Annotated in this window: 14 protein-coding genes; 11 read left to right on the plus strand and 3 right to left on the minus strand. The window is 71.9% G+C overall.

Annotated elements, in window-relative coordinates:
- Positions 1-52: 52 nt before the first annotated feature.
- On the plus strand, positions 53-1,645 hold the full coding sequence (serA, locus tag MKD51_RS05725; RefSeq protein ID WP_240239122.1) for a phosphoglycerate dehydrogenase: 1,593 nt from the start codon (positions 53-55) through the stop codon (positions 1,643-1,645).
- 45 nt (positions 1,646-1,690) lie between these two features.
- Positions 1,691-2,395, plus strand: coding sequence for an alpha/beta fold hydrolase (locus MKD51_RS05730; protein ID WP_240239123.1), 705 nt, complete (start codon positions 1,691-1,693; stop codon positions 2,393-2,395).
- Between the two features lie 7 nt (positions 2,396-2,402).
- Here MKD51_RS05730 and MKD51_RS16195 read toward each other — a convergent pair whose 3' ends face one another.
- Positions 2,403-2,942 carry a TetR/AcrR family transcriptional regulator gene (locus MKD51_RS16195; RefSeq protein ID WP_277603919.1) on the minus strand — a complete coding sequence of 180 codons (540 nt, stop codon included), beginning with the start codon at positions 2,940-2,942 and terminating at the stop codon, positions 2,403-2,405.
- An 86-nt stretch (positions 2,943-3,028) separates the two neighbouring features.
- Here MKD51_RS16195 and MKD51_RS05740 point away from each other — a divergent pair, with 86 nt between their 5' ends.
- Positions 3,029-4,552 carry an MFS transporter gene (locus MKD51_RS05740; protein ID WP_240239125.1) on the plus strand — a complete coding sequence of 508 codons (1,524 nt, stop codon included), beginning with the start codon at positions 3,029-3,031 and terminating at the stop codon, positions 4,550-4,552.
- Between the two features lies 1 nt (position 4,553).
- On the opposite strand, the gene MKD51_RS05745 is transcribed toward MKD51_RS05740, so the two are convergent.
- Entirely contained in the window at positions 4,554-4,811 is a 258-nt protein-coding gene (locus MKD51_RS05745; RefSeq protein WP_240239127.1) for a DUF6458 family protein, read from the minus strand.
- A gap of 170 nt (positions 4,812-4,981) precedes the next feature.
- Here MKD51_RS05745 and MKD51_RS05750 point away from each other — a divergent pair, with 170 nt between their 5' ends.
- The 6 genes from MKD51_RS05750 to MKD51_RS05775 all read left to right on the plus strand — a co-directional run bounded on the left by MKD51_RS05750 (position 4,982) and on the right by MKD51_RS05775 (position 9,938).
- Complete coding sequence (locus tag MKD51_RS05750; RefSeq protein WP_240239145.1) at positions 4,982-6,049, plus strand: 3-isopropylmalate dehydrogenase; 1,068 nt, start codon at positions 4,982-4,984, stop codon at positions 6,047-6,049.
- Positions 6,046-7,134, plus strand: coding sequence for a branched-chain amino acid aminotransferase (locus MKD51_RS05755; RefSeq protein ID WP_240239147.1), 1,089 nt, complete (start codon positions 6,046-6,048; stop codon positions 7,132-7,134). Before MKD51_RS05750 ends, MKD51_RS05755 begins: the two co-directional genes overlap by 4 nt.
- Positions 7,134-7,919, plus strand: coding sequence for a fumarylacetoacetate hydrolase family protein (locus tag MKD51_RS05760; protein WP_240239149.1), 786 nt, complete (start codon positions 7,134-7,136; stop codon positions 7,917-7,919). Before MKD51_RS05755 ends, MKD51_RS05760 begins: the two co-directional genes overlap by 1 nt.
- The gene (locus tag MKD51_RS05765) at positions 7,916-8,821 is read left to right on the plus strand and encodes an ROK family protein (RefSeq protein ID WP_240239151.1); all 906 of its coding nucleotides are present in this window, start codon (positions 7,916-7,918) and stop codon (positions 8,819-8,821) included. The genes MKD51_RS05760 and MKD51_RS05765 overlap by 4 nt, the downstream gene beginning before the upstream one ends.
- A gap of 67 nt (positions 8,822-8,888) precedes the next feature.
- Complete coding sequence (locus MKD51_RS05770; protein WP_240239153.1) at positions 8,889-9,554, plus strand: DUF937 domain-containing protein; 666 nt, start codon at positions 8,889-8,891, stop codon at positions 9,552-9,554.
- Between the two features lie 57 nt (positions 9,555-9,611).
- On the plus strand, positions 9,612-9,938 hold the full coding sequence (locus MKD51_RS05775; protein WP_240239156.1) for a helix-turn-helix transcriptional regulator: 327 nt from the start codon (positions 9,612-9,614) through the stop codon (positions 9,936-9,938).
- Here the strand turns inward: MKD51_RS05775 and MKD51_RS05780 are convergent.
- Positions 9,907-10,584 carry a permease prefix domain 1-containing protein gene (locus tag MKD51_RS05780; RefSeq protein WP_240239158.1) on the minus strand — a complete coding sequence of 226 codons (678 nt, stop codon included), beginning with the start codon at positions 10,582-10,584 and terminating at the stop codon, positions 9,907-9,909. The genes MKD51_RS05775 and MKD51_RS05780 overlap by 32 nt on opposite strands.
- 36 nt (positions 10,585-10,620) lie before the next feature.
- Between MKD51_RS05780 and gltX the strand changes: the two genes are divergently transcribed.
- Together gltX and MKD51_RS05790 are read left to right on the plus strand one after the other, a co-directional pair.
- On the plus strand, positions 10,621-12,111 hold the full coding sequence (gene gltX, locus MKD51_RS05785) for a glutamate--tRNA ligase (protein ID WP_240239160.1): 1,491 nt from the start codon (positions 10,621-10,623) through the stop codon (positions 12,109-12,111).
- The gene (locus MKD51_RS05790) at positions 12,111-13,022 is read left to right on the plus strand and encodes an NAD(P)/FAD-dependent oxidoreductase (RefSeq protein ID WP_240239162.1); all 912 of its coding nucleotides are present in this window, start codon (positions 12,111-12,113) and stop codon (positions 13,020-13,022) included. Before gltX ends, MKD51_RS05790 begins: the two co-directional genes overlap by 1 nt.
- The last annotated feature ends 60 nt before the right edge of the window (positions 13,023-13,082 follow it).

Below are 13,082 nucleotides of genomic sequence, written 5' to 3' on the forward strand. Positions count from 1 at the left end.
ACCCTGGCACGACGACGTGCGCTGCCTGCCCCCACCCCGCGAGGAGTCCCGCATGTCCAAGCCCGTCGTCCTGATCGCCGAGGAGCTCTCGGCCGCCACCGTCGATGCTCTCGGCCCCGACTTCGACGTGCGCAACGTCGACGGCACCGACCGTGAGGCGCTCTTCGCGGCGCTCGCCGACGCATCCGCCGTGCTCGTGCGCAGCGCCACGAAGATCGATGCCGAGGCGCTCTCGCACGCCCCGAAGCTGCGGGTCGTCGCCCGCGCGGGCGTCGGCCTCGACAACGTCGAGATCCCCGCCGCCACGAAGGCCGGCGTGATGGTCGTGAACGCCCCGACCTCCAACATCGTCTCTGCAGCAGAGCTCGCGATCGCGCACCTGCTGGGCCTCGCCCGGCACATTCCGGCGGCGGATGCATCGCTCAAGCGCGGGGAGTGGAAGCGCTCGGCGTTCACGGGTGTCGAGCTCTACGAGAAGACGGTCGGCATCGTGGGCCTGGGCCGCATCGGCGTGCTGGTCGCCGAGCGTCTCGCGGCCTTCGGCACCAAGCTCATCGCCTTCGACCCCTTCGTGAGCCCTGCCCGCGCCGCGCAGCTGGGCGTCGAGCTGCGCAGCCTCGACGAGCTGATGGCCGAGAGCGACTTCATCACCATCCACATCCCGCGCACGCCCGAGACCGTCGGGCTGATCGGCGGGGCGCAGTTCGCGCTCGCGAAGCCGAGCCTGCGGATCGTCAATGCCTCGCGCGGCGGCATCATCGACGAGGCTGCGCTCGCCGAGGCGCTGCGCACGGGCGCCATCGCAGGCGCGGGCATCGACGTCTTCGTCTCCGAGCCCCCGAAGGACGACGCCCTCACGAGCGCCCCGAACATCCAGGTCACGCCGCACCTCGGCGCCTCGACCGACGAGGCGCAGGAGAAGGCCGGCGTCGCCGTCGCCCGCTCGGTGCGGCTGGCGCTCGCGGGCGATCTGGTGCCGGATGCGGTGAACGTCGCAGGCGGCATCATCGACGAGTACGTGCGCCCAGGCATCCCGCTGGCGGAGCGCCTCGGCCAGTTCGCGGCCGGGCTCGCCGGGGGCCCGGTGGAGTCGGTCGACGTGGCCGTGCACGGCGAGCTCGCCGGCTACGACGTGAAGGTGCTGCGGCTGGCGGCGCTCAAGGGCTTCTTCTCATCGATCGTGAGCGAGCAGGTGACGTTCGTGAACGCGCCGGTGATCGCCGAGTCGCGCGGCGTGACGAGCGCGCTGAGCGCCGACGAGCGCAGCGACGAGTACCGCAATGTCGTCGAGGTCGTGCTCGCCATGAGCGACGGCCGGCGCGTGAGCGTCGAGGGCACGCTGACGGGACCGAAGCAGATCGAGAAGATCGTGGGCGTCAACGGGCAGTCCGTCGAGGTGCCGCTCGCGCAGCACTTCGTCGTGATGGAGTACGTCGACCGGCCCGGCATCGTGGCGACCTACGGCTCGGCGTTCGGCGAGGCCGGCATCAACATCGCCGGCATGCAGATCGCTCGCACCGAGGCGGGCGGCGACGCGCTGTCGATCATCACGATCGATCAGGCGGCGCCCGACGAGCTCGTCGAGCAGCTGGGGGCGTCGATCGAGGCGACCACGATCCGGCAGATCGAGATCCGGGAGCTCTGAGCCGCTCCAGCGTGCCTGTCAGCGGTGAGCAGTAGCCTCGCGCGCATGGACACCACCGCATCCGCCCGCATCGTGCTCGTTCCCGGCTTCTGGCTGGGCGCCTGGGCGTGGGACGAGGTCGCCGCGCTGCTGCGCGCGCAGGGCCGTGACGTCGTCCCGCTCACCCTCCCCGGGCTCGAGCCCGATCATCCCGCGCGTGGCGAGGTGACGCTCGAGGAGCAGGTCGCGGCGATCATCGAGGCGATCGGCGATGGCCCGACCGTGCTCGTCGCGCACAGCGGCGCGGCGATCCCTGCGACGGTCGCGATCGATCGGGTGCCCGATCGCATCGTCCGCTCCGTCTGGGTCGACACGGCGCCCGTGGTGGACGGCGCAGCGATGGACGCGTCGTTCGAGGGCGAGGAGATGCCGCTGTCGCAGGCGTGGGACGAAGAGCTCGAGCAGGGCTCGATGCGCGATCTGACCGATGCGCAGCTGGCCGAGTTCCAGCGCCGCGCGGTGCCGGAGCCCGCGGGAGCGGTGCGCGATGCAGCGCAGCTGCACGACGAGCGCAGGCTCGACGTGCCTGGCATCGTGGTCTGCACGGCCTTCCCTGCGGAGGAGTATCGCGCCTATGCCGAGCAGGGCATGCCGTTCCTGGCCGGGCTGCTCGAGCATCGCGCGCTCACGCTCGTCGATCGCCCGACCGGCCACTGGCCGATGTGGTCGAAGCCGGCGGAGCTCGCCACGATCATCGCCGAGGCCGGCTGAGCCGCCCTCAGGCGCCCAGGCGCCGGGCGACGCGCACGAGCCGCTCGACCTCGTCCGCCGCTCGCGCGGGCTCGATGGCGCCGAGCGCGGATCGCAGGTAGACGCCGTCCGACATCATCACGATGGCGATCGCGAGGTCCTCGTCGCCGAGCCGCGTGGCGAGCGCGGCCGCGTAGCCGTCGTCGAGCTGCTGCAGGGCGACGCGCGCGGCCACGCCCGTCGGTGCCTGGGCGACGCGCATGAGCGCGACGGTCGCGCGGTCGAGCACGGAGCCTTCGGCGACGGAGGTGCGCAGGAAGGTGCCGACGATGTCATCGGCACCGCGCAGCGCCTCGACGTCGGCGGCGCCGAGCTCGCGGAACCGCTCGATCAGGCCGGCCTCGAGCTCGGCCTTCGAGCCGAAGTGATAGAGCAGGCCGCCCTTGGACACGCCAGCGCGGTCGGCGACGGCCTGCACGGTCGCGGCCCGCTCGCCCTCCTCGATGAGGATGCCCTCGTACGCGTCGAGCAGCTGCTCGCGAGCGTTGCCGGAACCTTCTCTTGCCATGGGTCGAGCATAGCGTTGCCACGAAACCGTCCGGACGGTACAGTAAAGGGTCGACATCCACGTCGGCCCCGATCGGAAGAGTGGCCATGGACACCCGCCAGCAGCAGACGGACGAGGCGACGGCACTTCGCGCCGGACGTCGAGAGTGGGCGGCGCTCGTCGTGCTCATGCTCCCGGTGCTGCTGGTCGCGGTCGACAACACCGTGCTCAGCTTCGCGCTGCCGCAGATCTCGCTCGACCTCGAGCCTGATACCGCTCAGCAGCTCTGGATCATCGACGCCTACTCGCTCGTGCTCGCCGGACTGCTGGTGGCGATGGGCAGCCTGGGCGACCGCTTCGGCAGGCGGCGGCTGCTGCTGATCGGGGCGACCGGCTTCGCACTCGTCTCGGTGCTCGCGGCCTTCGCGCCGACCGCCGCGACACTGATCGCGGCCCGCGCTGCGCTGGGCTTCTTCGGCGCCATGCTCATGCCCTCAACGCTGTCGCTCATCCGCACGACCTTCCTGCACCGAGAGCAGCGGCGCCTGGCGATCGCCGTCTGGGCGACGGCCTTCTCGGTCGGCAGCGCGCTCGGGCCGACGCTCGGCGGGCTGCTGCTGGAGCACTTCGCCTGGGGCTCGGTGTTCCTGATGGCGGTGCCCGTGCTGCTGCCGCTGCTCGTGCTGGCACCGCTGCTCGTGCGCGAGAGCCGCGACCCCAGCCCAGGCCGGATCGACCCGATCGGCATCGCGCTCTCCATCGCAGCGCTCGGCTCGCTCGCGGCCGGCATCAAGCACGTCGCGGTCGACGGGCCCGACCTCATCGCGCTGGGCCTTGCTGCGATCGCCATCGCGTCGGGCTGGGCCTTCGTGCGCAGGATGCAGCGCATCGCGAAGCCGATGCTCGACATCGATCTGCTGCGCATCCCGGCATTCTCGGGCGCGATCGTCATCAACCTGCTGAGCGTCGTCGCCCTGGTCGGCGCCCTCTTCTTCCTCACCCAGCACCTGCAGCTGGTGGAGGGCCTCTCGACCCTCGACGCAGCCCTGCTGCTCGTGCCCGGCACGATCGCCATGGTGGTGACCGGCCTCGGGGTCGTGCGGCTCGTGCGCTGGATGCCGACGAACAGGGCCGTCGCGATCGGGCTCGCGAGCTCGATGGCCGGCTACCTGCTCGTCGCGCTGGCCGGTGACGCTCTCTCTCCGGTGATCGTGGCGATCGCCTACGGCCTCCTCGGTGCCGGCGTCGGAGCAGCCGAGACGCTCTCGAACGAGATCGTCATCTCGACCGCTCCGCCGGAGCGGGCGGGAGCGGCGAGCGCGCTCTCCGAGACGGCGTACGAGCTCGGCGCCGTGCTCGGCACCGCGGTGCTCGGCGGCGTCGTCAGCGCCGTCTACCGCTCCTCGATCGCGCTGCCCACCGGGGTCGGTGCGGCTGACGCGGCTGCCGCGCGGGAGACGCTCGCGGGCGCGCTCGACGTGGCGGAGCGCCTGCCGGGCGAGCTCGGTGCCGGTGTCGCCGAGGCAGCGAAGGCAGCGTTCGACTCCGGCGCGCTCGCGACCTCGCTCACGGGTGCGGCGCTCATGGCTGTCGCGGTCGTCGTCGCTCTGCGCGCACTGCGCAAGGCCTAGCTCAGACCACGTCGTCCCGGCGCTCGGTGCGCTCGACGCGCGTGCCGTTGTCGGGGTCGACGCGCGAGCGCGACACCTGCGAGGTGCGGCCGGAACGTGCGCCCATGATGATGCCGATGATGGTCACCAGCGCGCCGGCGCCCAGCAGGATGTAGCCGATCAGGGCCCAGTTGGCGCCCTCCACCTGCCAGAGTGCCGGGACTGCCCACGCGACGATCGCGCCGATGGCCATGAGGAAGATGCCGAAGCCGATGCTCACGATGCTCTCCGTTCGTCGGGACGACGCTGGGGGCCGCCGCTGCTGGAGAATGTACCCCTGCAACGGCCGCACGTCGATCACGGCATGCTCGCGACTAGGCTGGCAGCGCGGTCTGCGCGGGTGCAGCGCCGCCAGTCGACGGGCGCGCTGGAGCGCCACAAGGAGGAAGTGTGGAGCAGCTGCGCCTCGCGGTCATCGCAGGAGACGGCATCGGGCCGGAGGTCATCGGCGAGGCCAGGCGAGCCATGCGCGCCGCCCTCGACTGCGTCGAGCTGGTCGAGACCGAGTACGAGCTCGGCGCGACGCACTACCTCGACACCGGCGAGATCCTCGACGACGCCACCCTCGCCTCGCTCGCGCAGCACGACGCGATCCTGCTCGGCGCCGTCGGCGGCGACCCGGCAGATGCGCGCCTCGCAGGCGGCATCATCGAGCGCGGCCTGCTGCTGCGCCTGCGCTTCGCCTTCGATCACCACGTCAACCTGCGCCCCACGCGGCTGCACCCGAAGATCGAGAGCCCGCTGCGCGATCCGGGCGAGATCGACTTCGTCGTGGTGCGCGAAGGCACAGAGGGGCCGTATGTCGGCAACGGCGGCTCGCTGCGCACCGGCACCGAGCACGAGATCGCCAACGAGACGAGCGTCAACACCGCCTTCGGCGTCGAGCGGGTCGTGCGCTTCGCGTTCGAGCTCGCCGAGCAGCGCCGCAAGCAGCTCACGCTCGTGCACAAGAAGAACGTGCTCGTGCACGCGGGAGGCCTCTGGCAGCGCATCGTCGACGCCGTCGCCGCCGAGCACCCGACGGTCGCGGTCGACTATCTGCACGTCGACGCCGCCACCATCTTCCTGGTCGACAAGCCAAGCCGCTTCGACGTCATCGTGACCGACAACCTCTTCGGCGACATCCTCACCGACCTCGCAGGCGCCGTCGGCGGCGGCATCGGCCTCGCCGCATCCGGTAACCTCAATCCCTCCGGCGCGTTCCCAAGCATGTTCGAGCCGGTGCACGGGTCGGCGCCCGACATCGCCGGCCGCGGCATCGCAGATCCGACCGCCGCGATCCTCTCCGCCGCACTGCTCCTCGAGCACTCCGGACACCCCGAGGCGGGACAGCGCATCCGCGACGCCGTGGATGCTGACATCGACGAGCGCGACCTGGCGAGCAGCGCCGGCCGCAGCACCAGCCAGGTCGGCGACGCCGTCGTCGACCGCATCACCGCTTCCAAGGAGCAGGCATGACCCTCGAGTTCACGCTGACTCGCAACGAGCAGCCCGCCGCAGACGACGCCCGCGCCGGCGTGCTCGCCGAGCCCGGCTTCGGCCGCCACTTCACCGACCACATGGTCTCCATCGACTGGACCGTCGACGGCGGCTGGCAGGACGCCCGTGTCGAGCCCTACGGCCCGCTGCAGATGGACCCCGCCTCGGCTGTGCTGCACTACGGCCAGGAGATCTTCGAGGGCATGAAGGCCTACCGCCGCGCTGATGGCTCGGTCTGGACGTTCCGGCCCGACCAGAACGCGCTCCGCATGCAGCGCTCCGCCGAGCGGCTCGCGCTGCCGCAGCTGCCGGAGGGCGACTTCGTCGAGGCCGTTCGGCAGCTCGTCGCCGTCGACGAGTCGTGGGTGCCGGAGGGCGGCGAGAACTCGCTCTACCTGCGGCCGTTCATGATCGCCAACGAGGTGTTCCTCGGCGTGCGCGCCGCGCAGACCGTGCGCTTCATGGTGATCGCCAGCCCAGCGGGCCCCTACTTCGCGGGCGGCGTCAAGCCCATCTCGATCTGGCTCTCGCGCGAGTACAACCGTGCGGGGCGCGGCGGCACGGGCGCAGCGAAGTGCGGCGGCAACTACGCCGCGAGCCTGCTGCCGACGCAGCAGGCGGTCGCGAACGGCTGCGCGCAGGTGCTCTTCCTCAACGAGGAGGGCACCGACCTCGAGGAGCTCGGCGGCATGAACGTCGTGCTCGTGAAGGCCGACGGCACGCTCGTGACGCCCGACTCCGATTCGATCCTCGACGGCGTCACCCGCAACTCGCTGCTGCAGCTGGCGGCGGATGCGGGCCACGCGGTCGAGCGCAGGCCGGTCACGCTGGCAGAGTGGCGCGACGGTGTCGCCGACGGCTCGATCACCGAGGCCTTCGCGTGCGGCACGGCCGCGGTGCTCACGCCCATCGCTGCGCTGCGCAGCCCCGAGGAGACCATCGGCGACCCGGATGCCCCGGCGGGCCCGGTGGCGACGGCGCTCCGCGCGCAGCTCACCGACATCCAGTACGGCCGCGCGGCAGACCCGCACGGCTGGATGGTGCAGCTCACCGAGGCACGCTGATGCGGGTCGCTCGCTTCGCCCACGGTGACCGCATCGGCTACGGGGTCGTCGACGACGACGCCCTGGTCGAGCTCGTCGGCGACCCGATCGTGATGGGCTTCGACACGACCGGGCAGCGCCTCCCGCTCAGCGACGTCCGCCTGCTGGCGCCGGTCATCCCGCGCTCGAAGGTCGTCGCGGTCGGCCGCAACTACGCCAAGCACGCCGCAGAGCTGGGCAACGAGGTGCCGACGGAGCCGCTCGTCTTCCTCAAGCCCAACACCTCGGTCATCGGTCCGGGCGACGCGATCGTGCTGCCGCCCGAGTCTGAGGACGTGCACTTCGAGGGCGAGGTCGCGCTCGTCATCGGTCGCGTCGCACGCAGGCTGACGCCCGAGAACGCGCTCGGCGCGGTCTTCGGCGTCACCGTCGCCAACGACGTGACCGCCCGCGATCTGCAGCGGCGCGAGCCCCAGTGGGCGCGCGCGAAGGGCTTCGACACCTTCTGCCCCCTCGGCCCGGCCATCGAGACCGAGCCGGACTGGGATGCGCTGCGCATCATCACGCGCGTCGACGGCGAGGTGAAGCAGGACGGCCCCTCGACCGACTGGATCTTCGACGCGCCCACCGTGCTGACCTGGATCACCGCATCCATGACCCTGCTCCCCGGGGATGTGGTGCTCATGGGCACGCCGGACGGCGTCGGCCCGATCACGGCCGGTCAGACCGTCGAGGTCGAGATCCCCGGCATCGGCACGCTGCGCAATCCTGTGGTGGCGCAGGCGCGCACGTCCGGCGGGGCGTGAGCCGCTTCGCGCTCGCGATCGATCTCGGCGGCACGAAGATCGAGGCGGCCCTGATCGATGAGCGCGGGGGGCTGCTGGCCACGAGCCGGAGTCGTCGGCCGACAGGTCCGGCGGTCTCGCCGGAGCACCTGAGCGCCGCCATCACCGCGGTCGTGTCGGGGGCCCTCGCCGACTTGCCCGCTGACGCCGAGCTCGTCGGCGCGGGCATCGGCAGCGCCGGCCCCATCGATCTCGACCGGGGTGTGATCCATCCCGTCAACATGCCGGGTGTGCGCGGATTCGGCCTGGTCGGTGCCGTGGCCTCAGCGGTCGGCGCTGCCACGGGAGACTCCGACCCGCTCGTGCTGCTCGGGCACGATGGCGGATGCCTCGCGCTCGCCGAGTCGTGGCTCGGCGCCGCGGTCGGCACGCGCGCCTCGCTGTCGATCGTCGTCTCGACCGGCGTCGGGGGCGGCATCGTGCTGGGCCGGATGCCCTTTGGCGGAGCATCCGGCAACGCCGGCCACCTCGGTCAGACGCACGTGGGCGAGCGCACGCTCGAGGAGATCGCCGCCGGCCCCGCGAGCGTGCGCTGGGCGCGAGAGCAAGGCTGGCTGGGCGAGACGGGCGAGGAGCTCGGCCGCTCGGCAGCCGCTGGCGACGACGTCGCGCGAGCAGCCATCGAGCGCTCCGCGCTCGCGGTGGGACAAGCGCTGGCCGACGCCTCGACGCTGCTCGACCTCGAGCTCATCGCGATCTCCGGGGGATTCTCGAACGTCTCGGAGGACTACGTCGAGCTGGTCGCGGCGGCCCTTGCAGCACGTGCTCCGCTCGACTACGCGCGTGGCGTCCGGGTCGTGCGAAGCGCGCTCAGCGGTGATGGGCCGATCATCGGCGCCGCTGCGCTCGTGCTGCTGCGCTGACCTGCGGGGAACCTCTACGATCGGTGGCAGCGGCGGCATCGCCCGCCCCGGGACTCGAGGAGGAGTCATGTCGGAGATCCAGCAGCTGATCGGGCAGATGCCCGTGCAGCAGATCGCTCAGCAGGCCGGCGTCGATGAGGACCAGGCGCGGCAGGCGATCGAAGCGATCGTGCCCGCCCTCGTCGGCGGCATGCAGGCCAACGCCCACGACCCCTCCGGTGCGCAGTCGCTCGCCGGTGCGCTCGGCGCCCACCAGGGGAACCTCGACCAACGCCTCGGCGGCGACATCGACCCCGCCGACGGCATGAAGATCGTGCAGAACGTCTTCGGCGACAACACCGACCAGATCGCGCGTGCCGCCGGTGGCGGCTCGGCGCTCGGCGACATCATCAAGAAGATCCTCCCCATCGTCGCCCCGATCGTGATCGCCTGGATCGCGAACAGGTTCTTCGGTCAGGCGGGCGGGCAGCAGCCCGCAGCCCCGACGCAGCAGCAGGATTCCTCGGGCGGCGGCTTCGACTCGCCCTTCGGGCAGGGCTCGCCGGGCGCTGAGCAGAAGATCCCGGTGCCGAACCAGCAGAGCCAGGGCCAGGGCCAGGCTCAGGCTCAGGCACAGCAGCAGGACGGCGGCTTCGGGCTCGACGACCTGCTCGGCGGCATCCTGGGCGGCTCGGGCAAGGGCGGCGGGCTTGGCGACATCCTCGGCGGCCTGCTCGGCGGCGGCCGCCGCTGAGCAAGGCTGACTGCAGACTGTCTGCATATGCAGGCAGGCTCCCGCTAGACTGACCGCATGGCTTCCCCTGACGCGCTCCGCGGCCACGTCGACGCGATGCTGCTCGCGGTGCTGGCCGACGGCCCCGTGCACGGCTACGGCGCTGTCGAGCGCATCCGCGAGCGCTCCGGCGGCGTGCTCGACTTCCCGAGCGGCACCGTCTATCCGGCGCTCAAGCGGCTCGAGCGCCGCGGCCACATCGAGGGGGAGTGGGAGTCCAGCGGTCGCTCGAAGCGGGTCTACCGGCTGACGAGCGCAGGCGCCAAGGCGCTCGCGACCGAGCGCAGCGAGTGGGCGACGACCTCGTCGCTCATCACGAGCGTGCTCGGAGCGGCTCGAGCCTGATGGCTCCCCACCCCAGCAGCACACCCGCCGAGGAGGCGGCGAGCCCGGTGCCCAGCAGCACCGTCAGCGTCACGAGCACGACGAGCACCGCGGTGCCCGCAGCGGGCACCGCACCCGCGACGGCCATGGCGAGCGCCCCAGCAACGAGCACGACCGCGAAGCCGAGCTGCAGCGCGGCGACAGTTGCGAGCGCGGCGAGCGAGCCCCAGCGCCGGATGGCGATCCAGCCCAGCACCGCCGCACCGACCACGAGCGGCCCGGCGACGTCGAGCGCGTGCGAGACCTGAAGCATCCACTCGTCCTCTGCACGGACGCGGAAGCCGAGCCCCACGAGCGTCGTCATGCCGATGACCCAGGCGGCCACGAGCGTGACGGCGGCGGCCGCCGTGCGGACGGCGTAGCGCCTGCCGCGAGCGGCAAGCAGCTCGATCGACAGCTCTGCGGCGAGCGCACGCGGATCGCCGAACTCGGCGACGACGGATGCGGCTGCGGCGTGCGCGGGCGCACCGGCCTGGATGCGCGCGGCGAGATCCTCGCGGAGGTCGCCCTCGATCTCGCGAGCGAGCTCCCGGCGGCGTCGCCCGGTGGCCACGACAGCACGCTCGAGGCGGCCGACGAGGTCGGTGATCGGATCGGGAGCGGGCATCGTCGGCCATTGTCCCACGCCTAGGATGGAGCCATCATGAGCGCCCCCTTCTCGACGGCCACCGGCAGCGATGTCGTCGTCCGCTTCTGCCCCTCGCCCACCGGCACCCCGCACGTCGGACTCATCCGCACCGCCCTGTTCAACTGGGCCTACGCGCGCCACCACGGCGGCAAGCTCGTCTTCCGCATCGAGGACACCGACGCTGCCCGCGACAGCCAGGAGTCCTACGAGCAGCTGCTCGAGGCCATGCGCTGGCTCGGCATCGACTGGGACGAGGGCGTCGAGACCGGTGGCCCGCACGAGCCCTACCGGCAGTCGCAGCGCGGCGAGATCTACACCGACCTCATCGCGCGCCTGACGGCATCCGGCCACCTCTACGAGTCGTTCGCGACCGCTGAGGAGATCGAGGCGCGCAACGTGGAGGCCGGCCGCGACCCGCGCCAGGGCTACGACAACTTCGAGCGCGAGCTCACCGAGCAGCAGCGCCAGGCCCACCGCGAGGCGGGCCGCGTGCCGAGCCTGCGCCTGCGCGTGCCCGACGAGGAGCTCTCCTTCGACGACCTCGTGCGCGGCGAGATCACGTTCCCGGCCGGCTCGTTCACCGACTTCGTGGTCGTGCGCCCGAACGGCGCCCCGCTCTACACGTTCGTGAATCCCGTGGACGATGCGCTCATGGGCGTGACGCATGTGCTGCGCGGCGAGGATCTGCTCTCGTCGACGCCGCGCCAGATCGCGCTCTATCGAGCGCTCGCCGACATCGGCGTCGCGACCGCCATCCCGCGCTTCGGTCACCTGCCCTACGTGATGGGCGACGGCAACAAGAAGCTCTCGAAGCGCGACCCGCAGTCCAACCTCTTCCTGCTGCGCGAGGCCGGCTTCATCCCCGAGGGGCTGCTCAACTACCTCTCGCTGCTCGGCTGGTCGATCGCCCCCGACCGCGACGTCTTCACGCGAGACGAGCTGATCGCCGCCTTCGACGTCGAGGACGTCAACCCGAACCCGAGCCGCTTCGACCCGAAGAAGGCCGAGTCGATCAACGGCGACCACGTGCGCCTGCTCGCGGCCGACGACTTCGCGCGGCGCCTCGAGCCCTACCTCGGCCAGATCTTCGGCGGCGAGCCGAGCGAGGCGCAGCGCGCGCTGCTGGTGCAGGCCGCACCGCTCGTGCAGGAGCGCATGCAGCTCATCGGCCAGGCCGAGGACATGCTGGGCTTCCTCTTCCTCGACACGGAGGACATCCACCACGACGCGGATGCGGTGGCGAGCCTGAGCGAGGATGCGCACGCGGTGCTCGAGGGCAGTCGTCGCGCGCTCGCCGAGCTCGAGTCCTTCGACACGGCGTCGATCGAGGCCACGCTGCGCGAGGTGCTCATCGACGGCCTCGGGCTCAAGCCGCGCCTCGCGTTCACGCCGCTGCGGGTGGCGGTCTCGGGCCGCCGCATCTCGCCGCCGCTGTTCGAGTCGATGGAGCTCCTGGGCCGCGACGCGACGCTCGCCCGCATCGAGCGGCTGGCCGCGAGCGTCTGATGGAGACCGACGTCGTCGTCATCGGCGCCGGTCCGGCAGGTCTCGCCGCCACGCTGAATCTCGCGCGCCAGCAGCGCACGGTGGTGCTGCTCGACTCCAACCGGCCGCGCCATGCTGCGACGCTGCAGTCGCACGGCTTCATCACGCGCGACGGCGCCTCGCCGCTCGAGCTGCGCACGCTCGGCCGCGACGAGGTGCTGCGCTATCCGACCGTCACGCATGAGCGCACGCTCGTGCGGCAGATCGCAGCGATCGACGGCGGCTTCGCCGTGCAGGCCGAGCAGCCCGGATCCCGCGCCGAGAGCGAGACGCGCGCGAGTGCGGTTCTGATCGCCACCGGCCTGAGTGAGACGCTGCCGCTCTCGCAGCACGTGCGCCCCTGGTACGGCACGAGCCTGCACTCCTGCATGGACTGCGACGGCTACGACAAGCGCGGCCAGGCGCTCGCCCTCATCGGCGAGACCGACGACCTCGTCGACCGCGCCATGGTCATCCGCCGGCACACCGACGACCTCGCCGTCTTCACGAACGGATCGGATGCGGTGGACGAGGCGGGCGAGGCACGGCTGGCCGAGCACGGGGTCGCCCTGGTGCGCGCGCCGATCGCGGCGATCGAGGGCGACCGCGACGGCATGCAGGCGATCGTGCTGGAGGATGGCGAGCGCAGCATCCGCACCGGCGGCTTCGTGCGCCCCTGGTGGCATCCGCAGCTCGACTTCGCCGAGCAGCTGGGCCTCGAGCTCGACGAGGATGGGCTGGTGACGGTCGACCGCACGCAGCGCACCTCCGTCGAGGGCGTCTACGCTGCGGGCGACATCACGCCGGGCTTCCGCCAGCTGGCGGTCGCGGCGGGCGCCGGCACGGTCGCGGCCTCGGTCGTCAACCGCGACCTGATCGCCCGCGGCCTGTAGCCCCACCACGGTCATCGATCAGGCCGCAGGCCCGTATCGAGATGAGCCACCGCGCGATTG

Origin of the sequence: Agrococcus sp. ARC_14 (genome assembly GCF_022436485.1) — a bacterium.
Lineage (GTDB): Bacteria > Actinomycetota > Actinomycetes > Actinomycetales > Microbacteriaceae > Agrococcus.

Bases quoted from the DNA above. Each gene is read 5' to 3' on its own strand.
- MKD51_RS05740 (WP_240239125.1), top strand. From the start codon at position 3,029: ATGGACACCCGCCAGCAGCAGACGGACGAGGCGACGGCACTTCGCGCC.
- MKD51_RS05760 (WP_240239149.1), top strand. From the start codon at position 7,134: ATGCGGGTCGCTCGCTTCGCCCACGGTGACCGCATCGGCTACGGGGTC.
- gltX (WP_240239160.1), top strand. From the start codon at position 10,621: ATGAGCGCCCCCTTCTCGACGGCCACCGGCAGCGATGTCGTCGTCCGC.
- MKD51_RS05780 (WP_240239158.1), bottom strand. From the start codon at position 10,584: ATGCCCGCTCCCGATCCGATCACCGACCTCGTCGGCCGCCTCGAGCGT.
- MKD51_RS05755 (WP_240239147.1), top strand. From the start codon at position 6,046: ATGACCCTCGAGTTCACGCTGACTCGCAACGAGCAGCCCGCCGCAGAC.
- MKD51_RS16195 (WP_277603919.1), bottom strand. From the start codon at position 2,942: ATGGCAAGAGAAGGTTCCGGCAACGCTCGCGAGCAGCTGCTCGACGCG.
- MKD51_RS05770 (WP_240239153.1), top strand. From the start codon at position 8,889: ATGTCGGAGATCCAGCAGCTGATCGGGCAGATGCCCGTGCAGCAGATC.
- MKD51_RS05730 (WP_240239123.1), top strand. From the start codon at position 1,691: ATGGACACCACCGCATCCGCCCGCATCGTGCTCGTTCCCGGCTTCTGG.
- MKD51_RS05790 (WP_240239162.1), top strand. From the start codon at position 12,111: ATGGAGACCGACGTCGTCGTCATCGGCGCCGGTCCGGCAGGTCTCGCC.
- MKD51_RS05775 (WP_240239156.1), top strand. From the start codon at position 9,612: ATGGCTTCCCCTGACGCGCTCCGCGGCCACGTCGACGCGATGCTGCTC.
- serA (WP_240239122.1), top strand. From the start codon at position 53: ATGTCCAAGCCCGTCGTCCTGATCGCCGAGGAGCTCTCGGCCGCCACC.